The sequence below is a fragment of the Bradyrhizobium sp. LeoB3 genome (assembly GCF_055456055.1).
The window spans coordinates 32,133-58,223 of sequence record NZ_JBVBEF010000044.1 but is presented as its reverse complement, the minus strand read 5'-3'; the positions used below and the strand labels follow the sequence as shown (position 1 = coordinate 58,223).

At 55.4% G+C, this 26,091-nt stretch carries 18 protein-coding genes; 6 read left to right on the top strand and 12 right to left on the bottom strand.

Annotated elements, in window-relative coordinates; genetic code table 11:
• Positions 1-88 precede the first annotated feature (88 nt).
• The 4 genes from ACZXDY_RS25595 to ACZXDY_RS25580 all read left to right on the top strand — a co-directional run bounded on the left by ACZXDY_RS25595 (position 89) and on the right by ACZXDY_RS25580 (position 8,058).
• A complete protein-coding gene (locus tag ACZXDY_RS25595) occupies positions 89-2,494 on the top strand; it encodes a glycosyltransferase (RefSeq protein WP_464347413.1) in 2,406 nt (801 codons plus the stop codon).
• A gap of 8 nt (positions 2,495-2,502) precedes the next feature.
• Positions 2,503-3,636 (top strand): glycosyltransferase, encoded by a 1,134-nt coding sequence (locus ACZXDY_RS25590; RefSeq protein WP_464347412.1) that lies wholly within the window; start codon positions 2,503-2,505, stop codon positions 3,634-3,636.
• Positions 3,637-3,696: 60 nt separating this feature from the next.
• Positions 3,697-4,671: a GDP-L-fucose synthase family protein gene (locus ACZXDY_RS25585; RefSeq protein WP_464347411.1), complete on the top strand. Its 975-nt coding sequence runs from the start codon at positions 3,697-3,699 to the stop codon at positions 4,669-4,671.
• 1,599 nt (positions 4,672-6,270) lie between these two features.
• Complete coding sequence (locus ACZXDY_RS25580) at positions 6,271-8,058, top strand: hypothetical protein (RefSeq protein ID WP_464347410.1); 1,788 nt, start codon at positions 6,271-6,273, stop codon at positions 8,056-8,058.
• A gap of 590 nt (positions 8,059-8,648) precedes the next feature.
• Here the strand turns inward: ACZXDY_RS25580 and ACZXDY_RS25575 are convergent.
• The 11 genes from ACZXDY_RS25575 to ACZXDY_RS25525 all read right to left on the bottom strand — a co-directional run bounded on the left by ACZXDY_RS25575 (position 8,649) and on the right by ACZXDY_RS25525 (position 21,375).
• Positions 8,649-8,942, bottom strand: coding sequence for a glycosyl hydrolase family 28-related protein (locus tag ACZXDY_RS25575; RefSeq protein WP_464347409.1), 294 nt, complete (start codon positions 8,940-8,942; stop codon positions 8,649-8,651).
• 249 nt (positions 8,943-9,191) lie between these two features.
• A complete protein-coding gene (locus tag ACZXDY_RS25570) occupies positions 9,192-10,310 on the bottom strand; it encodes a glycosyltransferase (protein ID WP_464347408.1) in 1,119 nt (372 codons plus the stop codon).
• Positions 10,311-10,315: 5 nt separating this feature from the next.
• A complete protein-coding gene (locus tag ACZXDY_RS25565; RefSeq protein ID WP_464347407.1) occupies positions 10,316-12,118 on the bottom strand; it encodes a glycosyltransferase in 1,803 nt (600 codons plus the stop codon).
• Between the two features lie 549 nt (positions 12,119-12,667).
• On the bottom strand, positions 12,668-14,020 hold the full coding sequence (locus ACZXDY_RS25560; RefSeq protein ID WP_464347406.1) for an FkbM family methyltransferase: 1,353 nt from the start codon (positions 14,018-14,020) through the stop codon (positions 12,668-12,670).
• A gap of 261 nt (positions 14,021-14,281) precedes the next feature.
• Positions 14,282-15,259 carry a GDP-mannose 4,6-dehydratase gene (locus ACZXDY_RS25555; protein WP_464347405.1) on the bottom strand — a complete coding sequence of 326 codons (978 nt, stop codon included), beginning with the start codon at positions 15,257-15,259 and terminating at the stop codon, positions 14,282-14,284.
• Positions 15,260-15,286: 27 nt separating this feature from the next.
• Complete coding sequence (locus ACZXDY_RS25550) at positions 15,287-16,534, bottom strand: class I SAM-dependent methyltransferase (RefSeq protein WP_464347404.1); 1,248 nt, start codon at positions 16,532-16,534, stop codon at positions 15,287-15,289.
• A gap of 50 nt (positions 16,535-16,584) precedes the next feature.
• On the bottom strand, positions 16,585-17,340 hold the full coding sequence (locus ACZXDY_RS25545) for an ABC transporter ATP-binding protein (RefSeq protein ID WP_464347403.1): 756 nt from the start codon (positions 17,338-17,340) through the stop codon (positions 16,585-16,587).
• Positions 17,341-17,344: 4 nt separating this feature from the next.
• Complete coding sequence (locus tag ACZXDY_RS25540) at positions 17,345-18,160, bottom strand: ABC transporter permease (RefSeq protein WP_464347402.1); 816 nt, start codon at positions 18,158-18,160, stop codon at positions 17,345-17,347.
• Between the two features lie 230 nt (positions 18,161-18,390).
• Positions 18,391-19,428, bottom strand: coding sequence for a GDP-mannose 4,6-dehydratase (locus ACZXDY_RS25535; RefSeq protein WP_464347401.1), 1,038 nt, complete (start codon positions 19,426-19,428; stop codon positions 18,391-18,393).
• Between the two features lie 103 nt (positions 19,429-19,531).
• Complete coding sequence (gmd, locus tag ACZXDY_RS25530; protein ID WP_464347400.1) at positions 19,532-20,623, bottom strand: GDP-mannose 4,6-dehydratase; 1,092 nt, start codon at positions 20,621-20,623, stop codon at positions 19,532-19,534.
• 515 nt (positions 20,624-21,138) lie between these two features.
• Complete coding sequence (locus ACZXDY_RS25525) at positions 21,139-21,375, bottom strand: hypothetical protein (RefSeq protein WP_464347399.1); 237 nt, start codon at positions 21,373-21,375, stop codon at positions 21,139-21,141.
• Between the two features lie 284 nt (positions 21,376-21,659).
• Here ACZXDY_RS25525 and ACZXDY_RS25520 point away from each other — a divergent pair, with 284 nt between their 5' ends.
• Both ACZXDY_RS25520 and ACZXDY_RS25515 read left to right on the top strand, forming a co-directional pair.
• Complete coding sequence (locus ACZXDY_RS25520) at positions 21,660-22,814, top strand: glycosyltransferase (protein WP_464347398.1); 1,155 nt, start codon at positions 21,660-21,662, stop codon at positions 22,812-22,814.
• Positions 22,815-22,992: 178 nt separating this feature from the next.
• Positions 22,993-24,297, top strand: coding sequence for a hypothetical protein (locus tag ACZXDY_RS25515; RefSeq protein WP_464347397.1), 1,305 nt, complete (start codon positions 22,993-22,995; stop codon positions 24,295-24,297).
• Between the two features lie 229 nt (positions 24,298-24,526).
• Here ACZXDY_RS25515 and ACZXDY_RS25510 read toward each other — a convergent pair whose 3' ends face one another.
• Positions 24,527-25,519, bottom strand: a complete 993-nt coding sequence (locus ACZXDY_RS25510; RefSeq protein WP_464347396.1) for an NAD-dependent epimerase/dehydratase family protein — start codon at positions 25,517-25,519, stop codon at positions 24,527-24,529.
• Between the last annotated feature and the right edge of the window lie 572 nt (positions 25,520-26,091).

The window sequence follows — 26,091 nt, the reverse complement described above, 5'->3', positions numbered from 1 at the left end:
TAATCCATTCGGATTTCGAGCGAATTCTTGCTAGCTCGCGTGAATTCTTCTTGATTTTCGTCCCCTCCTAATCAAGAAGGTTCGACTGTTGTACCGCTATCTCGCAACGAAAATGGCCGATTCCAGAGTTCGTTTAGCGCTAGACATGTATGTGCTAGCGCAGGGGGTAAAGACAGGCGTCTATCGTGTCTGCGATGAACTCTTTTCGCGACTGATAAGATCGGGCCGTTTTGAAACCCATTATGTCTATCGCTCGGGCGATGACCAGAGCCTCACCAAATATCTTGTCGATCGCGGGCTCCCGCGCCTCACCTATGGTTCGGCTCGTGGCGCGTCGCCGCACGATACCGACATCTTGCTTTCGTCGTTTGGCGTCGCGCAGCCGAATTGGCGTGATCACGATCAGATTTTGCGAGCGCACATCATATATGACCTTGTAGCCATTCTTCACCCTGACTTCTTCGAACCGCAGGCCGCCAGCGAGGTTCATCAAATAGTTGCCAGCCTGGACGAGCACACGATCATATTTGCAATTTCTGAGAATACAAAGCGCGACTTGATCGCCTACCGTCCTGACTTGAACCCGGCACAAATCACGGTCATTCCGTTGGCAGCCGGCACTTGGTTCAGGCCGTGCAGCGACTTATCCGAAGTGATGAGGATACGCCAAAAGTACGGGATTCCAACCGCAGCTCCGTATGTGCTCAGCTTGGCGACCCTTGAAATCCGCAAGAACCTTCACCAGGTGGTCCAGTCTTTCCTGGCCTATGTTGAGCAAAACCAGGCGACCGACATGCATCTCGTTATGGTCGGTATGGTTGGATGGAAGACCAAAGAGCTCGATCGTATTCTTGCCAATGCTGGGCGCTGGCGTCACCGCATTATTCTTGCGGGCTTCGTGGAAGACAACGACCTCTCGGCAATCTATAGCGGGGCAACGAGCTTCATTTACCTTTCGCGCTATGAGGGCTTCGGCTTACCCCTGCTAGAAGCGATGGCGTGCGGGACGCCCGTCATCTCAGCCAACAATTCGTCGTTGCCTGAAGTCGTTGGCAATGCTGGTTTGATGTTTGACTGCGATGACGTGGACGGGGTTGCTAACGCGATCGACAAACTGGCCTCGTCTCCAGAATTGCGGAGGAAGCTCTCCGCGCACGGTATCGAGAGAGCTCGACTGTTTAATTGGGACCGCTGCGCCGACATTATTTGCAATGTTCTTTCTCAAGCTCACCGTCGCCGTGTCGAGCTGCTACAAGAACCACCGATCGCGAAAGCCAACGAAGCAGGCACCAAATACTGGCCTAGAGACAAGAATGGGTCGATTCAGGCGAGTCCGCTTGGATACCTGAACGGATGCGAAGGGCCTGAGTTTCCAAGGCGCCGACCTGCAGTCGCAACCGAATGGCCAATCTGGCGAGATCAACTCCCCGTGCCCGCAACCAATAGCAAGCGGATCGAAGGCGGCTTGCGAATTCGCAGTCAAATGAAGGAGGGAACACCCGAGAATCCATTGGTGAGTTACGTTACCGTCGTTAGAAACAATACCGAAACTCTCGCCCGAGCTCTCGAAAGTGTTCAGCGGCAGACTTATAAAAACGTCGAGCATATCATCCTCGATGGCGCCTCAACCGATGGGACGCTGGCGCTCATCCAACGCTACGCTGATCGGCTTGACTATTTTGCTTCCGAGCCCGACCGAGGTTTGTACGATGCACTTAACAAGGCGATACCGCTGGCGCGCGGGCAATTGATTTGCGTGCTGAACTCGGATGATTGGCTTGAGCCATCCGCGGCTGAGATTGCCGTCCAGCGATTACGAAATCGACAGGATGCGGCGCTTTTGTTCACCGCGGCAGCCGTCAGTTTATCCGACAACAACGCAATCGTTTGGGCTCCGGCTTTCGTGCACCCCGGCAGCTATTTTACCTGCGCGAATGACTGTCACAACGCCATCTATGCAACGCGAACAGCGTATGAAGCCTCGGGCCCGTATGATACATCGTACAAAATTGCGGCGGACTTCAGGTGGATAATGAGCTGCCTAGATGCCGGCGTTCGCAACGTTTACACACGAGAAGTTACCGTCAATTATTCACTTGGTGGAGTATCTAGCGATACTTACGTTCACTCGATGGAGTGCATTCGAATAGTTCGAGAACGATTTCCGATGCTGCTACCTGCTGAAGCTCACGGGCTTCATCATAGTTTTTTTGCGCTTCACAAGCAGATCGCCCACCTGATTCCGAACCGCCCACACGACGCCAATGAATTCATTTCCAAGTTACTGACGAAATATTCGACCTCCGAAGATCTTATTGGGTCGCTGACCTGGGCTCTTGTCGGAAGCGAAGTATTCAACCGCCTCGAGGTGACTGGCGCTCCTACCTCGGATATTCGGCGGGCATTGAAAGCTTTACTGAAGGCTGCGCTGCAAAAGACTCCAAGGGCGTATGCGCTGGCGAGGAAGCTATACCCGTTGCTCAAGAAGAGGTAACAACGTTGATGCGCGCCGCCTATGTCGATCATTCATTCCATCAAAAAACGCGCTCGACGCAGTTTTTGATTGATGTGATGAGGCGACACGGACTCGTTGTGGATTGTTTTTGGGACAATTCATGGCAAGGCGGAGCCCCAGTGGCTTGGGAAGACGTATGCACTTACGACGCCGTGATAATGTTTCAGGCTTTCTGTCCGATTTCCGCATCGCACTACAGAACATTACACCCGAACGTCACATATATCCCGATGCTCGACCAATTCGGATTGTCGCGCGGACCCATGTATAACTTGACGGGTTTTTGGGAACCCTTCCAGGGTTCGAAGATCCTGAACTTCTCGATCGGCTTGCATTCGATGACCCTAGCATTTGGTATTGCAAGTTACCTTGCACGGTATTACCAGCAACCCAAAGCGCTGCCTGCGTCGTTTGAGGGCGGTCTTCACGGTTTCTTCTGGCTTCGCCGCGAGCGCGAGATTTCATGGTCGACGATCAGGGCCCTGATATCTCGCAATCAGCTTGCAAGCCTCCACCTACATCTCGCAGCCGATCCAGGTAGCCCACCTCCCCAGCTTCCTACCAAAGCGGAGATGGATCAACATAACATGACGATTTCAACCTGGTTTGAAGACAAAGCAGACCTCAATCGTTTGCTTGAAAGGGCAAATGTATTCTTTGTCCCCCGAGCCGAAGAAGGTATCGGTCAATCGTTTCTTGAAGCGTTTTCACGCGGTCAATGCGTAGTGGCGCCGAGGAACGGCACGATGAACGAATACATAATCCCGGGTGTCAACGGGCTTCTGTATGATCTCACAAATCCTGCTCCACTGGATTTTGCGTCGGCCGCCGAAATGGGACAACTGGCAAGGAAAGCTTCGGCGGTTGGTTCGCTTGCATGGACAGCCTCGGAGCGACAACTAATCGATTTCATTTTAACCCCGAGCGAAAAACTCTATGTCGGGAAGTATAATCATCCAGCGTTAGCGCGCGAACACCCATCTAAGATAGAGCAAGCACGGCGAAAGCTGCTTCACCGACTTGTTCAGATATCGCGCAACAATCAAGTTTTTCGCGCTACGCGAGCATTTTGGTACCCTTTGATCAGGTTCGCACGGAACCACCTCGGCACAAGAAACTAGCTTCGCTCTTTGCTTACGCAAGAAATGAAGGCCGAGCGGTACCGAGCTCGCGAGATCGGAATGGAGAGGCTGTTGACGCCGAAGAAAGTATTTGTTGCGGGACATAATGGCCTTGTTGGATCGGCAACACTGCGCGCTCTTCGCGAGCGAGGTTGTTACGACATTGTCACTTGCCCACACGAACAGCTGGATCTGGAAGATCGCGAAGCAACGTATGACTTCTTCATGCGATCTCAACCGGACTACGTGGTGATGTGCGCCGCCAAAGTTGGAGGGATTCTCGCCAATTCAATTTATCCGGTAGATTTTCTACACAATAACCTGCGGATCCAATTAAATGTCTTCGATGCAGCTTACGCTAGCAACGTACACCGGATGATTTTCCTTGGATCGTCCTGCATTTATCCGCGAGACTGCCCGCAGCCGATACGGGAAGAATATATTCTGACCGGACCGTTGGAATTGACTAACCGCGCCTACGCTCTTGCAAAGATTGCGGGAGTTGAGGCCTGCCAGTCATTCAATCGTCAATTTGGCACTAGCTATCTCGCATTAATGCCAACCAACCTGTACGGTCCAGGGGATAACTATGATCCTCAGAACTCTCACGTCATACCAGCCCTCATTCGGCGATTTCACGAGGCTAAGCACGCGTCGGACTCCTCCGTGGTCGTTTGGGGTTCTGGCAGGCCACGTAGGGAATTCATGTTCTCGCTGGACCTTGGCGATGCCATAGCACACCTACTCGGCTTGCCCGACGAGCAGTTCGATAGACTGGCCCACCCTGATGTTACACCGTTACTCAATGTCGGAGTGGGCGAGGATATGACGATCGCGACGGTTGCATCATTGCTCCGATCGATCGTCGGGTTTGAAGGTCACATCGAATTCGACACCTCGAAGCCCGACGGCACACCACGCAAGCTCTTGGACATAAGTAAGATGTCGCGGCTGGGCTGGAAAGCAAAAACCGGGATCAATGCGGGCTTGACGCTCGCTTACGAAGACTTTTTGCAGAAGACCTTCCGGGATTGAAGGCCACGGGTACCAACGCTCTTTCGAAGGACCTAATGTCCTGGCATTTGCGATTTCGGCGAATTCGGATCGGGGCCGAATGCAACAGTGGTGGCGGGTGGCTGCACCGGGTCGTCGACGCTGGTGCATACACGGTCTGACCTGAGTCCCTTCTTTCATCCAGCGATGAGCTGAGTCCCAGGTTGATTTGAGCCCATTTGTTAAGCACCCGGACGGGGTGCGGAGCCCTCGGTGTAGCGCAGCGTCTCGTCCCATTCTGTGTCGGTGCGCTGCGGTGGCGTGTGCGCATCCGGCGACGGCCCTTAGTTGGAGTATTCCCGCCCTCCCGCCCCACATGGCGCCGGTTTTTTTATCCGATTGATACTGGATCAGTCATAGGCACGGCTTCGTATTTGCCCGGAATGGGCATTGAAGCCGCGGATCGAACTTCCGTGGGGGAAACCGGATGCCTGGATGTTGGAGTGCTTACCCCTTATGCAGGGGTTAATTCTCGGCGAGGTCGTGGGCTAGCTGTCGACGATCGATCGGCTGGGAAGCCCATCAATAAATGTTCGGAAGACTGCCTGTTGTTGGCGCGACCAAGCCATTTCGACTGGCACAGATGCATTCTGCCGCCGCTCGGTGGCCGCGATCTCCACGGCAATCGGCTCGCCGGTCGGGCAGGTTTGGCAACGTCTCGATTGCGACGGCAGATGGCAATACAAGCAGGATGAGGCAAGCGAACAGGACTACATCGACAACGCCTGGTGGCCGCGTCGGCCATTGCCGGGAACTGGCATCGAGGGGTTGCTCGGGGTGGTTGTGGCGGTATTATTGTGTGGAACTAGTCCGCCGCCCGCTTGCGCGGACCGGTTGTGGCCGATAGGGTCCGCACCGTCCGAAAGGGAGCAATTGGAAGTGGTTACACAGGCAGAGCTTGACGCCTTTTCATGGCACCACACGATAGATTTCGGTGGTGGGTTCTCTCAAAAGGAAACTGCAAGCTTGACGTTCTGCAGGCCCAGGCAGATATCTACTTTGATGGCACAATCCGCGGCAAAAGCTTCCTCGATATCGGTTGCTGGACGGCTTCAACAGTATCGAAGCATCGAGGCGAGGCGCGAGCCGGGTTCTCGCAACCGATCATTTCGCATGGTCTAATCAGTGCTGGGGTGACCGGCGCGCATTCGAGTTAGCCCGCGCCAACACCGACCCATTGATTGATGTCAAAGATATCGAGCTTCCCGATCTTTCCCCCGAGACAGTTGGCACATTTGATACCGTTGTTTGCCGGTGTGTTCTACCATCTCCGCCATCCTTTCCTCGCGCTTGAAAATCTAACGAAGATAGCGAAGGAATGGTTCATCATCGAAACCCACCTCGACGCTCTGGATATCACAAGGCCGGCTATGATCTTTTATCCCACAACAGAACTAGCCAACGATCACACCAATTGGTGGGGACCGAACCAGGCTTGCGTGGAAGGGATGCTTCGTGATTGTGGCTTCTCAACAGTCACGTTTACGGCGCATCCAATGTACCACAATCGAGGCATCTTCCACGGTCGGCGTTGACATCATTTCTTGGCGGTACATACGCCGCCTCGGGGGTGCACTTCAAATGAAGGCGTGGCGCGATATCGCGGATAGGTCTCACCGCGCGTCAGTTATGGTGATGCCTCACCCCTGCTTGATTGATCGTCCGATGCTCTGGTTGTGCGTCGGCCTAATCGGATCGTTAGCACTTCTTGGCTTTCAAAGCCTGCAATTCGGAAGACCGATATCCTTAGAGGGGGATCACGTTTTTGCGCTGAAGGTCGCCAAAGAAATGATGGATGGCACCTTCCGCTTCAATACCAAGCTCGGCGCACCGTACTTCAACGACAATCTATACTTTCCGCAGTTCGATTTTTCCTACAAGGCCCTGTCGTGGATCTTCGGTAGATTCACATCGAACATTTTCATCGTGATCGACGGCCTCTATCTCGTCGGCGTCTCTCTGATCTATATCTTCGCGTTCTGGTCACTGCGAATGCTTGGCATTGCCCCTGCTCTGTCTTGCATAGCCAGCATTGCGTTTGTGGCGTCGCCATTTTTCGTGCTTCGCTCATTTAACCACGACTATCTATCGCTCTACTATGCAGTACCGCTCGGTGCCGCCTTCCCTCTCGTAATGGCACGACATCCATTTACAAAATCGGCACTTGCCTTTTTTCTAACGACCGTCCTGATCGTGGGCACATCCGGCGTATACTATGGAATGCTCACCTGCATATTCGTAATGGTCGGAACTATGATGCTCGCGGCAGAGCGCAGAAGCTGGACGCCTCTGCTTGTTGGCGGCGCCACATCACTCGCAATTGTCGCACTTTTAATTCTGACCACATACGGACCATGGACGCTCGGACTATTGACTGGATCAACGCCTAGACTGCCCGATCGAGGCGCGGTCTCTCAGCTCTACCATGGATTACTACTGAGTAACGCCATGTGGGACTATTATAACCTGGGGCTCTGGACCGAGAAATTCACAGTCTATCTTAATGACCCGTCGCTCAGCACAACTCCCGGAGAATCCTATGCGCCTGAATGGCCTGGTCCACTGCTAACCACCACAATTCTTGCCTCGGTCTGTGTCGCTCCAATCGTCGCGTTCGTTCGCCCGCAGAATCTTGGCGACGCCGGGATGACGGTTGCGATGAGCGTGCTGCTTATTGCCTTCGGAGTAATTTTCTCGCTGCGTGGTGGAATTGGCTACATCTTCAATTTCATGGTGTTCGGCGGCATTCGAGCCCAAGAGCGAGTGCTGCCATTCCTTACGTTCTACGCGATGGTGATACTGTGCGTGTCCATTCAATCGTTGGCGGTTCGCCGCCTCTGGGTTGCGGTATGCGCGGCGGCTATCATGGTGATTTGCCTCATTCCTGGGGGCAGATCAGCATTCCAGATAATTGCCAAGAAACAGGCCGCCACGCTCAGCAATCCAGTGACAACAGGCAGAGAACAATCTGTGCTGGATCTACTTGCAGCAAAAGATGCAGCTGCGCTCAAAACCGTCCTTCAGTTGCCGATGATTCCGTGGCCGGAATACCCACACGTCCATAATTTCGATCCGTACTATCACTTTCTACCGTACCTCCTAGATGCGAAAGCATCTCCTACAAGGTGGAGTTACGCGTTGTCATGGTGGCAAACTGAATTCCATGAACTTGCCGGTGCAACAAAGAGCGACAACCCGGCGCTGCTTCGCCGTGCGATTCAGTTTGGGTTTGACGGCATCCTGATCGAGAAGACCGCATATACAGCGGAAGATCTTGCGACCCTAGAGGCGAACATCTCGTCGGCAACATGCCGAATTTACAACGACGCCTCCAGAGAACTCTTCACGCTCACGGCTTGCTCGCATTGAGTCGGTTCTATTTTTTTGCGCGAACAAAATCAGTTCAGGTTCGCGGGCAACATAGCTCATTCAGTGTATGAACCGAATGTGGGTCCGTTCCACCGAACCCGCTGATGCCCGGCACCCCATTTGGGGGCAGACTAACCGGGAAACAACACCAGAGGCCACAACCATGGGAAGGATGCTGTTTCCGTTAACCGACGCCCCCGTGATAGTGCCTGCACTCACCGAAATATAAGCCGTCTCCGGAGTTGACCCGAACGGGCGAGTGACGCCGTCCCAGTTGCAAACAACACTGTCAAGCTCCACGGCAACGCCGCCGTTAAGGCGAATGCCTATGGTGTTCGAGCTTATCGACCCATCCGAGACGTGGACGCCAGAAACATCCTGGACAGGAATAGCCCCTGGTAAGCTCTGAACATGAATATTTTTTTGAGTCGAAAGGAGGAGGCTAAGACATTGATGTAATTCCCGCCAGTCCGCGTCACCGACGAATTAAATTGAATATTCTCGATCGTCACGAACCCGTTGAAAATCGTCAGCGCATCGCTCGTTGCTGACGTAGTTCGGATGGTGGTGTTGCTTTTAGATTCTCCGATTCAATGCGCCGCAGTAGCCGTTGTCAGCGCGCTCGAAACGTTGTACGTGCCCCCAGGGAAATAAAGCGCCTTACCTAACGAGGCTGCGATAGCGTCAGCCATCACGATGGCCGCTGTATCATCGATCGATCCATCGCCCTTCGCGCCGAAATCCTTGACGCTGAGAACGTCGCGCGCCTTATCCTGGAACGATCGCGAGACAGCGTCGGCTCCGGCTTGGATGAATGTGCCAGCATAACCTTTGAGGGTCGATCGCGGATTGAGCGGCAGCGGCGGCCGATGCTTCTGCAGCATCTCCGCATCGAGCGCGTCATTAAGGACCCAGACGCAATCTAAGATCTGGCACTAGACCCTCAATCTTGCTGCCACGAGAGCCTCGACAACCTTACGCCCGCCAACGTTTACGACCAGGCGTGGCCGGACCATCCTCTAAATGCCGTCGTTCGATTGTCCAAGCCGCCTCATTCCACCAAGCTTTTATGACCGCGCGAACTTCATAGACCTCCCCCCGACAAGGTTCTAGAAGCACACGCTCCATACCAACTACTCGGATTGCATCCAATCTGCGGCCTGACGAGCGAAGGCGTCCCAACTGACCAACGTCAGCTGCCCCGCCTCGTCCCAGAGCCGTGCGGCCGCGGCATCGTCGGACAACATCAGTACGGCGTCGGCGATAGCCTCCGGCGTCATCTCAGCTAGTCGTACTTGGCCAGCGGCGGGCAGGTCGGCGAGCGAAGGCAGCGAAGCCGAGCAAATCACCGGTAGTCCAACATGTAGGCTCTCAATCGGCGGAAGTCCGTAGCCCTCGATTTCCGAGGCATAGATCGTGCCGCGGGCGGCACCTAAGAGGTTGCGTACCTCCTCGTCCGCGGCGTGGCGGAGCCAAGAGAACATCGGATGTGAGCGCGCCTCCTCGAATTCAGATACATCTAGCTGCGCAAAAGCATTGCCTACGATGGTAAGCGGGACCTGATGCCCTTGTCCCCAGATCATTTGGAAGGCGCGCAAAACGCGGTCTTGATTTTTGCGTCCGTCGATCGAGCCTATGCACAAGAAGCCGCGCCGATCAGGCGCGAACGTCTGCCTCGGCAACCCGAGCCCATCACATCCAAGGGTCAAAACCGGCCCATCCACGCCCCGCCCCCGCATCACACGCCGCAAATAGTCGTTGCGTGTAGCTTTGCTGATAAAAGAAAGGCGCCGAGCCGAGCGCAGTAGCCTGAGATAAGGCATCAGCGGTGCCGATTGCCTCACGCCGATGTGAGCCGGATACAGCCATGGAATGAAATCATAGACGATGAAGCCTACGGCGTTAGGATCAGCTCGCAGCCGAGCTTCATGGTAGGCACAACGGCGTTCCTCAAAGAACACCTCTGGCACGAAGATACGGCCAGCAATCGGTAGCTCTGTCGTATGGCGGTCCAGCTCGCGGCCTAACCGAAGCGCAAGTTCGTTAGCGGGTAGCCCCGCAACGTTCGGTGCACGATCGGTGATGAGTTCAATCGCGGCATGCGATACCGCGACCAACCTGTCGGCGCCATTGTAGCGCACCACCTGCATCGGGACGTCTTCCGGCCATCGAGAAATCAACTCGCGTACAACCCGTTGGATTCCGGTGCGAGCAGGGTTGCTGACAAGCTCAGTGACATCAAGCACAACCATCATGCTCATCCAAAGCCGAGCGCCGCGAGTAGTTGGCGGCTGTAGTTATCGAAGTTGCGTAATTCCAACACGTCATGCCGTTCGGCCAACGGCCGATCCAGATGACCGCCCTCGTCGACGATGGCAGCGATGGCCTCAGCTAGAAGCACCGCGCTAAGTGCATCGGGGACCCGCGCAACATAGTTCGGCGCGTCCATCGCCGCAGCGAGGTGTTCGTTGCTCACCGTAGGGAGCCCTGCGGCGATGCAGTCGAGCAGCGCTCCAGACAACCCACCTAGTCCGTACGTGCGGAGCTGAACGCCCACATCTGCGCCGATCAGCCAGTCGCGATACGTGCCTTCATCGCGACTATTGTCCACGATCGAGACATAAGGCGCGACCTCGGCGTCTCGAGCGACGTCGGCAAGCATCCGCGCTACGTGTGACGTTGCTTCGCCCACGAACGCTAGATGCGCTTCGAACCCCCAGGCGCGAAGCTGGTCGACCGCCCAAATCAATTCGAACGGCGCGCGGTCTAGGGAGACGTTGCCGAAAGTCGCAATCACCAGGGCTTCTTTTGATAACCCGAGCCGGACGCGAACCTCCGTACGTGCCACAGGAGATAGCTCTGCGTCTGCAAACTTGCGGTATGGTGCAAAGGGCAGCACAGTGCTGGATCGTCTGTAGAGCTGCTGTACCAGCGTTTTCGTAATTGGCGAATGGATCAGCAGTGGCCGCGAGGCGGCTGCGATCTCGCTGAGAAACAGTATAGGAAGCTTACCTGGATTGCCCAACCAAGTCTCAAGTTCGTCGTTGGAGACGGGTCGTCCCGCTTCGATCGAAGCAATTTCGCGAGCGCGCTCGCGGCCAAGCAGGTGACAGTAAAAGTCCAACATGCGGGCGTCGTGAGCGATACATGCACCACCGTTCTCAAGCAGCAGCTCAAACTCGCGTTTGTGAAAATGCGAGTTCCCAATAACGCTTATCACCGCATCGAAGGTAGCCGCGAGATGCGCTAACCGACACGGCTGGCCAATATGTACTACGCCCGCAGGAACCGCGGGCCGTTCGGTCTCAGTGAATAGTGCAATCTGCGCGTGCCGGCCGAGGCTTTCCAGGGTGGCGGCCGAATACTCCGCACAACCGGACGGCGTCGGCGGCATGGGCGTGAGAAAGGCTAGAGACGGGCGCCGCCCGATAGACACATAGGCGCGAGGCAGCTCTACCCGCGCCTGTGCAACAACGTGGGCAGCAAGTACGCCAGACCAGAAGCGTTCGCTCACCTGTTTCGAACAGAAAGGCTCCCATATCTTCGCCTGGCGTTGCCGACGCATCTTCCGAACCGATTCGTCAGCCAGCGCCTCTTCGAGCAACGTCTGCAAGCACTTGGCATCGTCGGCACCAAAGCGGTCACGTGGGTCAGGAACGAGTTCGCAATGAGCAGCACAGTCACTTGCCAAGATCGCCGCGCCCTGTCCGCTGGCTTCCACTATTGGGATAGAGAATCCCTCGATACGCGACGGCACCACTACGGCGAAACTTTCACGATATGCTTGCCGGAGTGCCGCATCGTCAAGAAATGGCATGAACTCCAGCAAGCTGGGCATACCCCCGCAGCTGGCAGCGAGGTCACGCAGAGCCTGCTGTTGCCGAGAGCCATGCAGCCCGGTTATCCTCAGCTTGACATCTGATCGCTGCAGGACGGTACTAGCAGCGTGCGCCCGCACCACAACTTCGGGATTTTTGCGCCAGTCGTCCCCCGCCGTGACTAGAATAAATCTACCATCACCGATTAATCCGTCCACATCCGGTCGCATACTGTCGCGCAAGGCGACTCCAGTCACTACGACCCGCCGCGTCGCAGCTGGGACCACAGATTCTAGTCTCGCACGCGTATACTCCGAAATTGGAAATAAGACGTCGTAGTGCCGCAAACGAGCTAACCGAGCATAGTACGCTATTCGCTCGGCCGCTCTATTCAGGTAACGAACCGGCTCATCATGAGGAATGAAGTCATACACAACTGCTACTGCAAGTCCTCCAGGCCGGTTTTGCAACCGCGCTACGAAGAATGGATCATGCGTCATGGGTGAGGGCGAAAAGAACACAGGTCCTGGCTCGATTGTATCGTACCCGACACTTCGCAGTTCGGCGAAGAGAGCGCGATGATCTGGTGACAACGCCGGTAATGTTCGATCGATTAACCCCACGAAACGAAAAGCGCGACTCACCTCCGCCATCTCTTGCCCGCCTGCGAGTAGCGATACAGCATGACTTCCAATCCCACGCCGAGAAAAGGCGTGATCCTGCAGACAGCGTGCATCAACCAGCAGGTCAGTTGGCACGAGTGCCCGGTCAGACAAAAAGGACATTTAGACCTATTCCGCGTTCGGTCGAGAATCGAGCGCGATTGTGAGCAGTACTGTTTCCAACATGCGCGCAAGATCGCGTAGATCCGCCGCATCGGCACCGTCCTTATAGGACATATCACGCGAGGATAGGGCGGCGCTGATTCCATCCAGTTTTGCTGCTACCAGTGCCAGCTCTGCGCGGACTTCGCTCGTCATAAAGCTGCGTATACGTAAGGCAACTGGCCGCGATACGGGGCGCGCCGAGCGATGAAGCGCGCGCGCTAACTGTTTAGCTGCTGCTTTTACAGGCGACGCCAAATTCACCGGGATCGGTGACGACAACCCGGGCGCCGTCTCAGCAGGAGGCGCTGGCGCCGTCGTTGGAATTGGCGTCCTCGCCATCCAGCGGAGCAGCCGGGCCATTGGCAGCACAGACCTCAGCGCGGCCGGACCGTCTGGCCAGCGTAGTTCGTACATAAGCTTGTCCAAGAGCGCTGCCCGTGCAGCCAATCGTCCATTCTGTTCACGCTCGGCCGTCAACGCCGCAGTGCGCTCCGATAACGTCAACTTAACCTGACCCTCTCGAGCTTGCGCAGCCGACAGGTCAGACTTGGTCACCTCCAATTCGCCGCGCAACACGTCAGTCTCCGCGCGCAATTGCTTTAGCTCAGCATCGAGAGCATCAAGCTGCTCTTTCAATTCGATACGGCCGCGGTCAAACGGCACCCAGTTATCGAGCACGTTAATCGGCAGAGCGAAATGGTGCAAAAGATCGTCGCGTTCTGCCGGAAGATAGAAGCAATTGATGCCATCAAACCAAACGCGCTTGTAGTCATGAGCCAGTAGTATCGGCTCCCAATCTCCGTTCGCAAGCTCGTGCGTCCAAGGATACGTTGCCTCGATCACCAGCACCGTGGGTCGAATAGCGCGCCAGTCAGTGCTACGCACAATGGCGGTCTCGGACCCTTCAACATCGATCTTAAGAAAGTCAATTTTCCGGTCGGGCGCATGCATTTTCAGGATGGCGCTTAAAGTATCACACGGAACTTCTCGGGTTATGCCACCAGTCGGTCCAGAACCCTGCACAACGTACGATTGCCCCGCATCGACACCGTGCTGCACAAACGTCACCGTCCCATTTCGATCGAGAACAGCCATGCGCAAATTTGTGTCACGCGGACGGGCCTCCGCCAACCGCTCGAATATGTCGCCGGGCTCGACGTTAATCCCGCTCCAGCCGCGATCCGAGAATGCCTTGCTAACTGATCCTTCTATGGGATCGTATGCCCCGATATCGACATAAAAGCCGTTTGCTGCGCCAGCAAATACTCGGTTCAGTAGTACGTCCTCACCGTTCTGCGCATAAGAGATAAATTGCATCTGGGACGTCTCGAATGATTCTAGATTTCGGCTAGACGGAATTTCGCGGCTCGCCTTCAGCAAGGAACCTAGCCGCAGACGTTACACGGCTCCAAGCACACCCTGCAAAGGTCTCTGCACATGGCGTTGCGCTCCGGACGACTTCACGCTCGGCTAGTTTAGTATCACGACTTGTTCGGTCGCTACAGACGTCCGGTACGCTATCGAGCTTGCTCGCTTAGCGCATTTCTGGCTGAGACACCGATAGCGAACCTCGTCTCTTCAGAGTGTTTGTCCCCTATGTTCGTGGTTAGGGGCCGCAACCTGTCGAAAAGAATTGAGCACGTCTCCCAGCGTTTCATCAATGTGGAATCGAGGCGACCAAGTCAGCAGATGTCGCGCCCGCGTTGCATCGCCCCAATATCGTGGGGTATCATTTACTCGCATACGTGTGGGATCCTGTTCGATGCGGATCGCACACCCGCTGAGATTTATCAACTTATCTAACAACTCGCGAATCCGAATCGGAACACCGGACGCGATATTGAGAACGATATCGTGGGGCAGATGATTCGAGACTTGAATTGCAGAAACATAGGCGTCGACAACATCGCGCACATCGAGAAAGTCTCGCTCAGCCTCCAAGTTCCCAACCTTCAGAATGGGCGGCAGCAGGCCAGATTCAATATCTGCAATCTGTTTTGCAAAACTGGGAATGACAAAACGTTCCGATTGTCGAGTCCCTGTATGATTGAAAGGGCGCAACCGAATCGACCGCAATCCCTTTTGAGCCATCGCGCCAAGCGCGAGATCTGCTGCGGCTTTTGTCGCGGCATATTCACTTAGTGGCGCGAGGATCGCCCCCTCGTCGAGGGCCAGGCCAGATCGCGCAGTTGCCCCGTAGACTTCCCCAGAACCAACAAAGAGAAATGCACAGTCCGGCGCAAGCTCTAGAATTGCATTCGCAAGATTCAACGTGCCGAACAAGTGGATGTTCCAGGTCGCATGATAGTCTGCCGCCGCGGCGGCCAAAGTGCTCAAGCCGGCCAGATGAACGACATGGGTTGGCCGAAATTGGCTGATCGCGTTCCGAGCTGCAAGGGCATCAGTTACGTCAAGAGGATCGAGCCGGTAGCCATCACGCGCCGCCCTTGACCGCAACGCAGTTGCGCAGACTTCTGCATCTGGAAGCCGCCTCCCTAACGCCTCAATAAGATGACCTCCAACGAAGCCGCCCGCGCCGGTGATTAGAATTTTCAACCTAGGCATTTTTTCGAGCCGTGATGCTCAGATGATCTCGATTTCGGGGAAGGGAAAAATCATCTTTCCGCCGCCATCCAAGAAAGCCTGCTCACGCTTGAGAATTCCTTCCTTGAAATGCCAGGGCAGAACCAGAAAGTAGTCCGGGTTCATGGAGCGCGCTTCCACCTCCGAAACAATAGGAATCCGAGTGCCGGGTGTAAACGCACCGAACTTGTCAGGGTTGACCTCGGCGACGGCGCAGACCTCTTTTTCGGTAATTCCACAAAACTGCAAGACAACATTGCCCTTAGTGGAGGCGCCATACCCAACGATGCGCTTGCCGTCCGCCACTAGCGATTGCAGCAATCGCCGCAGGTCCTCACGGTGGCGATAGACGCGATCCTCGAACTCACGGTACGGCCGCGGCGTATGCAACCCCATCCGCTCTTCCTGCTCGAGCAGCCAATGAATGACGGCATCATTCGCTTTGACCGCACTTTTCTGTTTAGCGGCTGTGACCGCGAAACTTCCACCGTTGATTGCATTCATCTGGACATCGACAATCCTTAAATCCGCAAGATCAAGAATTCTCTTGATAACGGACAGGGAATAAAACTCCAGATGTTCGTGGCAGATTGTATCGTAAGATGTCATACGAAGCATCGACGGCATGTAGCTTTGTTCAAAATGCCACAAGCCATCCGGCGCGAGAATGCTCTCGACATCGCGAGCGAAGGCCACCGGATCTTCGAGATCATAAAACATCGCAATCGACGTCACGATCTTTGCTGGTGCCTGGCTGACACCACGAAAGGTTTCCGCAGAAAAAAAGTCCGGCACGAGTCTCACGTCGTCGGGATAGTGACTTTGAAATTTTCGCCCGGTCGGATCGATGCCGATGCGAGTCAGTGCTGCCACAGGATAGGCCCTCAGCGAGGTACAATCGTTCGAGCCAATATCGAGTACAGTATCACCGGGCTTGAGATCTGCCCTCCGCGACAGCTGACCGATTTTCCGTGTGAGGTGATCGACCATCGACTGGTTAAGTCCCGAGCGGTAGCCGTAGTTTTCGCCATACATTTCCTGCGCTTCGAAGGAGTGCGCGAGCTGCAACAACCCCGAGTCCGGACACCACACCAGTTCCAACGGACCCGAAGTGAGGTTCTCGTCCCGATGCCTCGGAAACACGCCAGTGAGCTGCTGATGGCCAAGATTGAGGACCGAAATAAGATTCCGACTGTTGCTAATCCTGCAGCAGTCAATCTTTTTGTAACCTGGCTTTCTAGAATTCATCTGCGCATCCCGGCTCGAAATCTACTGACAAGGTCCCGATCTAAGGTGCATTAGATCGCTGCCGCTTGATAACTCTCAATTACACTCGCAATCTCGCCAAATGATCGAACCTGGCCCTGCTGCAGCCAGAGCCCCTTATTGCACCACCTGCGGCAGACGTCGAGGTTGTGTGATGCCAGTACCAGAACGCTTGCCTTTTGAACAAAGGAATCGATGCGCGCTTGCGCCTTGTCCATGAAATGCGCGTCACCGGCAAGGATCCACTCGTCCATTAGCAGAATCTCCGGCTCAAAGCAGGTCGCAACGGCGAAGGTCAGCCGCAGCGACATACCCGATGAATAAGTCCTCACGGGCATGTCAAGATAGTCACCCAGTTCCGTGAATTCGGCGATACCAGATAACAGCCCATCAATCTCGCCTGACGACAATCCTAGCAGCAGGCCACGCAGGCGGATATTGTCATAGCCACTCAGATCGGCATCAATGCCCAGCCCGATATCGAACATCGGCGAAATGCGCCCGTGCACAGTCACAGTGCCGGCCACAGGCTCGTAAATGCCTGCCATTACGCGCAACAACGTGGTCTTGCCAGCACCATTCGCCCCGATCAGCGCAAGTCGATCACCGCTATCGAGCGAAAAGGATACATCGCGCAGCGCATCGATCGTAATCCGATCGTTAGCGTCACGGGCGATCCGGCCCGCCGAGCTGCGAGACAGGAGACTTTTCTTCAGCGATCGCGAGCCGCCATGGTAGACTGGAAACGAGACGCTGACGTGATCAAGACCGAGAACAGGTAACGGCATCAACTCAGACCCAGTACGAGATACGCGCCCGGAAGCGGACGAAAAATGCGGCAGCTAACAGAAAGTTGGCTGCCGTGATGAGGATTGCCGCGATATAGTTGATTGTAGAAGGCCCTTGGCCCAACAGCGGCGCACGAACCAATTCGACGAGATGATAGAACGGATTCAAGGTCATCAGAACAGAGCCGCCCCCGAGCAATTCTGGCTTCCACATGATCGGCGTCAAAAAGAAAAGGATCTGCACCACGCTGGCAATAATCTGCGGAACGTCGCGAAAGCGCGCCGAAACCATGCCGAGATAAAGGCTGGTGAGCGCGCCGTTGAATACCACCACGAGAAATCCGGGAATAGCAGAAAGAGCAGTGCCGCCCGGCCAGATCTGGAAGTAGAGCAGGATGCCAAAATAGATGACAAAGTTGTGCGCGAAGATGATGACTTTGGCCCAGATGAAACGAAAGACGTAGACTGAATACGGCAGCCGGATCTGCTTGATATAGGATTCCGCCCCCGTAAACAGCGTTCCCGCTTCGATCAGCACGGAGCTGACGAGTCCCCAGACTAGCAACCCCACGCAAAGAAACGGCATGAAATCGTGCAGCGCGATCTTGAAGATCTGCGCATAGATGACCCCCAGCGCCACCACCATGATCGCCATGCTGGCAGTGAGCCACAGCGGGCCGAGCAGCGAGCGCCGATAACGTTGCAAAATATCGTTCCAGCCGAGCTTGGCCCACAGCGGCCACAGCGCGGCGCCATCGATGACGTCCTGGATCGCAAGGTGCAACTGCCCCTGCCCTTGTGCGATCATCGGCACTGCCATCTCAGTTTGCGATCTGCTACCGCTCATTTGCCTTGATAAAGTTGTCATGGAACCGCAGGCCGCCTTAGCAGCTTCCCTCCAGAGCGTCTGCATCGGTTGCAGAAAAACTGATTGATCTTATCCGGCGCGTTCGCGGCCGGCTGCACCTTTCCAGCGAGCCAACTCTGACGTCCGGCAGATAGATCCTGAAGGTGCAAAGAACACGCATCGAGACATCCATCCGCGATATATCAGGCCAGCTTCATACCCGGATTGTAAGATCGCTCCAACGCCATATCATCCTGAACCCTCTTGACCTGCGCCTCGACCATCGTCGAGACGAGCTCCGGGAATGTGACCTTCGGACGCCATTTGAAAACGGACCGGAGTTTCGCCGGGTCCGCATGCGTATAGTGACTGTCCGTCTTTCGAATAAGTTTTGGGTCGACGCTGACATAATCGGTCCAGTCCAGTCCGACCGATTGGAAGGCAAGCTCGCAAAACTCCTGGATCGAGTGATCCTCGCCGGTGCCGATCACATAATCATCCGCCGTCGGATGTTGCAGGACCATGTGCATGACTTCGGCGTAATCCCCGGCAAAGCCGAAATCGCGCCGTACGCCCAGATCGCCGAGCAGTAGCTTACCACCTGAGAGGATAGGACGGCCGCGCTCATCGAGTTCGGGCGTATCTTTCAGCCCGCACGCCGCGGCGGCGGCCGCGTAAGCGATCTTCTGCGACACGAATGACAGCGGTCGATAAGGGCTCTCGTGATTGAACAGGATACCCGAGCAGGCATGAAGGCCATACTGCTTCCGATAGGCACCGATAATACGATGGCCGTAGAGCTTGGCGACAGCATAAGGCGATTTCGGCACACAATGGGTCTGCTCATTCTGATGCTCGCTGAAGCCGTCGCCAAAGATGTCTGACGACGACGCCTGGAACAGCCGGCACTCCGGCTTATGCTTTAGCAGTAGCTCGCAGATGCTCTGCGGCAAGAGGGCATTGAGCTCGGCGGTCTCTCGCGGAACCCGCCACGACATGATCGGCCGCGAGACCGCGGCGAGATTATAGATCTCGTCCGGCTGCGTGTCGGCGATGAGCTGCTCGAGAAATGCGCCGCTCGTGAGATCGCCCACATGCCATCTGACCCCGTCACCGGTCGCGCCGGGGGGAGGCGCTCGCCGCGACTGTGCATGCACGACATAGCCGTACCCCCGCAGCAGATCGAGGAGATAGCGGCCATCCTGTCCGGTCGCGCCAGTTACCAATGCGATTTTCGCCAACGAATTGTCCCCATCCGCCTGTGTTAGTTCCTTGGCCCGCCCGCGCCAGCTCGCGCACGCTGCGATCACAAAACCGTCTCCACTTCAGCGGACTGAGCGGATTCTACTCGTGATAGTTGAAGTGGCTGTAGCCGTGCTGTTTGACGAGCTCATCACGTTTCGCGGACTTCAAATCCTCCTGCATCATCTCCCTCACCAGCTGTGAAAACGATGTCGAGGGTGACCAGTCGAGCTTGCGCTTCGCCTTGGACGGATCACCAAGCAGCGTTTCGACTTCGGCCGGCCGGAAGTAGCGCGGATCAACCTGCACGATGCACTTGCCGGTGGCTGAATCAAAGCCTTGCTCCTCGACGCCGGCGCCTTGCCAGCGAACGGAGATACCGGCTTCCTTCGCAGCGACTTCGACGAATTCGCGTACCGAGTGCTGCTCGCCGGTGGCGATCACATAATCCTCCGGTTCCTTCTGCTGCAGCATCAGCCACTGCATTTCCACATAGTCGCGAGCGTGTCCCCAGTCGCGCCGCGCATTGAGGTTACCGAGATAGACTTTCTCCTGCAGGCCGAGCTTGATGCGCGCCAGCGCGCGGGTGATCTTGCGGGTGACGAAGGTCTCGCCGCGGATGGGCGATTCATGATTGAAGAGGATGCCATTGCACGCGTACATGCCGTACGCCTCGCGATAGTTCACCGTGATCCAGTAGGCATAGAGCTTCGCAACCGCATAGGGCGAGCGCGGATAGAACGGCGTGGTTTCCTTCTGCGGCACCTCCTGGACCAGTCCGTAAAGTTCTGACGTCGAGGCCTGGTAGAACCGCGTCGTTCTTTGCAGCCCGAGAATGCGGATCGCCTCCAACAGACGCAGGGTGCCGAGCCCGTCGGAGTTGGCGGTGTATTCCGGCTCCTCAAACGACACCGCCACGTGGCTCTGCGCCGCAAGGTTGTAGATCTCGTCGGGCTGCACGTGCTGTACTATGCGAATAAGGCTCGACGAATCGGTCAGATCACCGTGATGCAACGTGAAGTCGTGACCTTTTTCATGAAGGTCATGATACAAGTGATCGATGCGGTCGGTATTGAACAGCGAGGTTCGCCGCTTGATGCCATGCACTCTGTAACCTTTAGAGAGCAACAGCTCTGCGAGGTAGGCTCCGTCTTGTCCTGTGACTCCGGTGATCAGGGCGGTTTTCTTAGACATTCAGGTTTCAGTCCCTGGTTACAATGGATTATGATCTTCCGCGCACCTGTGGACGCATCGGCCCAAACGAAGTCCGGTCCCCAGAAAGGAGACCAAAGCATTAGCTGGTGCAGCGAGCATTTACAATTGCCCGCTGGAGGGTATCCCTTTGATAAATTTCGCTTGCGATTTCGGTCTATTAGGCGAGTGACGCGCAGGAAGGGAGTAGGAACTTTTTCACATAAAGCATTTGGGCGGGCTTTGTTGGCACAACGTGGGCGGAAAAGTGGCGAAAATGAGCGCGCCGTGGAAACCCCAGCGCCGCTCGCTGCTTTATGCCGTCTGCGAAGACCGGCCTGATGTTTATAGTCCGTGCTTTCTTTCGCGGTGTGGAGCATGGCGAGCGGACACCAAAGTAGTTGCTTCCGCCAATGACGCTTCAGGTAGTTGAGGCTCACGATCGCCGACCTGCTTGCTGGTCACGTAGACAAACAAGATTTATTGGTCTCTCCGGCGGCCGACACGTGCTGCAAGAGTTAGAAGGTGTGCACCGGGCTTTCGACTCGCACAGTGATGCCGTTCATTTCGAACTCATCGTACAGACTCAGACGAGCGACCTGGTTGGGCTCAGCTTCAATCATCTCGCGCCGAACCGCGTGTTCGCATTGCATTCCGCCATGGGCGTTCCTAAAATTCAATACGAGCGCAAAGCCTTCCTCGGGAATGGCGTTTGTCGCAAGCCAACGCTTCACCATGAGTGTCAACTCGTCCATTTCTCCCTCCCGACCTACTGGTCTCTTTTTCGCATGCGCGCCCCCCATCCGAATCACTCCGGCGCCGCGCGGTTTGCCGCGAGGCCCCTTGCTATGATCCGTGCCGACGGCAGCAAAATTCGCGCGGTAAGTCTAGCACCCCAGTTGAATTACGTATAAAATTGACAGGAATCCGTAGAAAAGACCTCCATTCCTCTGGCGTGAAGATCGGGAACGACAGCCGCGTTAACCGACCGTACCCTCAGTTTGCTAGGTCCACAGCATATGTACTACAGCTCGGACCAATGACGATTGAGCCGCTCAAAATTCTCCACACCTATAAGGTATATCGCGGCGACCTGGAGGGTGGAGTGCCCTCCGTTATCTCCGTTCTAAGTCGCGAATCCAGAGAGTCGATCGACAATCGCGTGCTCGTCGCCCGTACGCGTGGCCGTTTTCGGCGCGAGACCATCGATGGCACGCCCGTAGAGGCTGTGGGGTCCCTGGGTACATTGTTTTCGACGCCTTTGGCGCCGACCTACCCTTTTACCCTTCGTCGTCGTGCACCCGATTTCGATATCGTGGTTCACCATGCACCGTTTCCGCTTGCCGATCTTGCAATTTCGCGGCTTTCGAACCGTCTAGGCCTCGTCGTATTTTGGCACGCTGACATCACAACCTATCCTCAGCTGCTAATGCTTCTCGCTCCCGCCATCACCCGGACCTTGGATCGAGCGGATCGAATCATCGTTGCCGATCAGTCATCAATTGATAATTCGCGCTTTCTCCAGCCGTTCAGAGCAAAATGCGTCGTTGTGCCCTACGGGATCGACATCGATTATTGGTCATGCTGCTCAACTCAGGAGAAAACAACGGCAGAAGAGTTGAGACGGAAGCACCCGAGATTGATCCTGGCTCTGGGGCGGCTGGTTCCTTACAAGGGATTTGCTGTATTGATTGAAGCCCTCAAGGCCGTCGAGGGACAATTAGTGCTCATTGGAGAAGGGGCGCTTCGAAGCGATCTTGAAAGGATGGCCGTCGACTCCGGACTTTCCGACCGTATCACCTTCCTCGGCACCATAAGCGATAGCGAGGTTAAGTCCTACTTGCATGCCGCGCGAGCGTTCGCATTCCCTTCGGTAAGCCAGGCTGAAGCCTTTGGGCTGGTTCAACTGCAAGCGATGGCTGCTGGATTACCAATTGTAAATACGACCTTGCCGACCGCGGTACCGCATATCGCAAGACATAACTTAGAAGCCTTGACGATTCCGCCAAACGATCCCCACGCGCTCGCATCAGCGTTAACTGAAGTCCTCCAAGATCCTTCGCTAGCTTCACGACTGGGTCAGTCTGGGAAGAGGCGCGCCAAGGACCTATACGACCAAAAGATGTTCATGCATCGCATGAAGAGCATCTATTTTGATGTTCTAGGACGAACTGAGCCCAATTCAGTCGGTTAAGGCTACGACGACGTCCGAGTACCTTACGAAAGAATCGCAACGAAAGGCTGCACCGGCACGACTATGTAGTATATTGCCTTCCATCTCACGGCACACAGCGGCATGGCACAGCGCGCTTTGAGAGCCCAGCGGATTGCTGCTCGGCAGCCATCGTGACACAACGAAGTCTCATAGGAACATGATGTTAGATCGCGACAGACGTATCGTCATCGTTGGTTGTGTCATCGCTCACATAGCTGCAATCTGCCTGTCGTTTGCGTATGCCTCCGTCTACCGTCCAGAACTCACGGCCGGCGATCCGCTGCAGGGATCCGTGGGTTTGTGGTTGATGCTTGCAGCTCTGATCCCGCTTGCGTGGGCATTCGGATCAACACAATTCAGCTTCGGGTATGTCGTCGGATTCTATCTGTATCAGATGGTTGCCGGCTTCCTGTTTCTGAACGCTTTTACCAATAGAGACTACAATCATTATCTTGCTGGTGCGTCCGCGCTGATTTCTACCGTTGCGTTTCTGGTAGCCGCCCTGCTTCTACGTGTGCGACCAAAAGCGTGGTTATCGCTTGCGCCTCGTACTTTTGATCGCCTCTTGTTGCTCATCCTAGCATTGGGGATCGTAGTGATCCTTCTCGGGATGGTCTACAGTTTCCGTGCAGATTTTGGCAGCTTTGCAGATTTCCACAATGAACTACTCACCGCTCGGCTGCGAAATGAGCTTAAATTGCCGGTACTCTTGCGATATGGCGTTGGTATTCTCTCAAGTTCACTTATCCCGTTCGCTTTTGCTTGTTTTCTCTTGCGGCAACAGTACTTGAAGGCTGTGGCGTCACTCGTCTTGCTGGCTCTCTTTTTTCCGATCACGTTAAGCAAGAGCGCTCTGTTCACACCCGCATGGCTCTTGTTCATTGCGTTCCTCGGCAGACTTTTCGAAATCCGATTGGCCGCCATACTTAGTCTCGCAATACCGCTTTTGATTGGCGTTTTGGCAGCGCTCATTGGACAACACGAGAATGATGCCTTCCGTCTTTTTGCATTTCGAATGATCGATATCCCGTCGGCAGCTTTGGCGATCTACAATGAATTTTTCGCCCGACATGAGCCAACCTATTTTTGCCATCTGTCGATCGTGAAGTCGCTAGTGAGTTGTCCTTATCAGGATCAGCTTGGTGTAGTGATGGCGCAAGCATATGGGCTGGGAAACTATAATGCTTCCCTGTTTGCGACCGAGGGCATCGCCTCTGTCGGAGTGAAACTAGCACCATTGTCAGCTCTCGTTTGCGGCCTCGTCGTTGCGCTAGGCAACAGCGCTTCGGCACGGTTACCACCCTCACTGGTTCTCATCTCGAGCTCGGTTATGTCCCAAGTGATTCTCAACGTACCGCTATCCACCGCCTTCATCACTCATGGTTGTGGGTTATTGTTTTTACTATGGTACATCAGTCCGCCAGAGGTCTTTTCGAAAGAACCAGGTACTGACCTTCATTGATCGGAGCCCCTTCGGTCGCAGCGCCGTTACCGACGGCACCTAGACTTGCTTGCCCGACGAAGCAGCTTTCACGCGCGGCTCAAAGCTGGGTGGGTGCGCTGGATCGTCCCGCCTCCCTCTCTCGGCGGCGCTGCGGCGCGCCATCCGCTGCAAGCACTTCGGTAGGTCGATAGCTATGCTCCGACAGGCCTGCTTATCCTTATGCTCGGCCGAGCGCTAACAGCGCTGCTCATCTCAACTTGGCGTGCTCACCATGGGCTGGTCGAACAGCGATGGAAAGGCCCTCGTCCATCGTAAGCACTTGCTGCCACTGGGTAGCCATCAGCTTTGTTAGATCAACCTCCAGGCCGCCAACAAGGCTGTCACGGATTCGGGGCCTGCCACTTGCGCGCAGAAGGAGCTCCAAGGCTTTGCGCGGAACTGGGAAAAGCCGCGCCTTTCTGTCCATCGCTCGCGCCAGCCTGCCAATGAATTCCGGAGTTGAGACTTGCTCTTTGTCGGCTACCAAAAATACATCGAAAGGCTTTTCGTTGTGCGTAAGCCTGTTTGCGATGAAGGAGGCTAAGTTCTGCACGCCCACGAAAGCGCGTCGATTATGAACCGCACGGAACGGGAGTGGAGTTCCCGAGCGGACCGCTCTGACCAAGAGATGGAAATTGCCCACAGCCCCTGGTCCATAGACTAGCGGCGGTCGGATAACGGTGAGGCTCATCGGCAAATCCGAAGACAATTGCTTCAAGCCAAGCTCTGCCTCTGCCTTCGAAACCCCATACACCCCCCGCGGCGCAAGTTCATCGGTTTCTCGAAAAGGAGCGCGGTCGTCGGTACAACTACCATTGACCAGCATGGTACTCACAAAGATAAACCGCTTGACGCCTGCCTTTGCGGCAGATCGAGCGAGCTGTAAGGTACCTTCAACATTGATCGTTCGGTAAATGTCTATCGCGCTCTCTTCGTTGACTTGGTGCACTCGCGCCGCCAGATGAACGACGGCGTGCGCTCCGGTCAGCGCCTCTGACCAGTCGGTCGAAGGGCCGATCGGTCCGACAACGGCTTCATCATCGATGGATAAACTGGAACCCCGGACGGCGCGCCGAACTCTCCAGCCTGCTTGTGACAGCACAGGGGTTAGGTGACGGCCGACAAAACCATTTGCTCCCGTTACCAGTACAATTGGCCGAGATCCAGTTTCTGATGTGGATTTCTCATCAAGCATGATCATCGAGTTGGCTCAGACCGCTACCTGCCGCTCCCGCAACTATCTTGAACGCGGCCCGCCTGGCCGCGTGCGTCATTCGCGGTAAGTTCCCTTCCGAAACCGCATAAGCAGAATGTATTTCGTCCGGCGCTGGACTTGATGGAGAGCGAAAGAGCATGCAAAATCAATGAACTTGACTAAATCTATCAGAGCAAATCGATGGTAACCGAAAGGGCCTGCAACCTTTGGTTAATTTCCTACAATAACTAACCCGAACCCATTGCCAGCACAACACCCTTCGTTGATGCCTGTCCGGTCTGTGTTGCAAGTGTTCTTGCGTTAACAAAAGACCCTGCCTTTCTTTGGAACAAACCTCTCTTCGCTAAGCACAACAGGCAGGCCCGCCATTGATGCTTGGCCCGCCGCTCGATGGCCCAACTCTCTGCTAACTTTCGTCGGGTCCCGTCGACCGTTAGCGACAGCCGTCGTCACAATCTTCGTGCCCGACAACCTCGGCCTCCCCGCGCCGGACTTCGTAATATCCGGAGAGGTGAGTTCCTTCCTCTACGACCGACATTTGAGCGCGACCTCCAGCT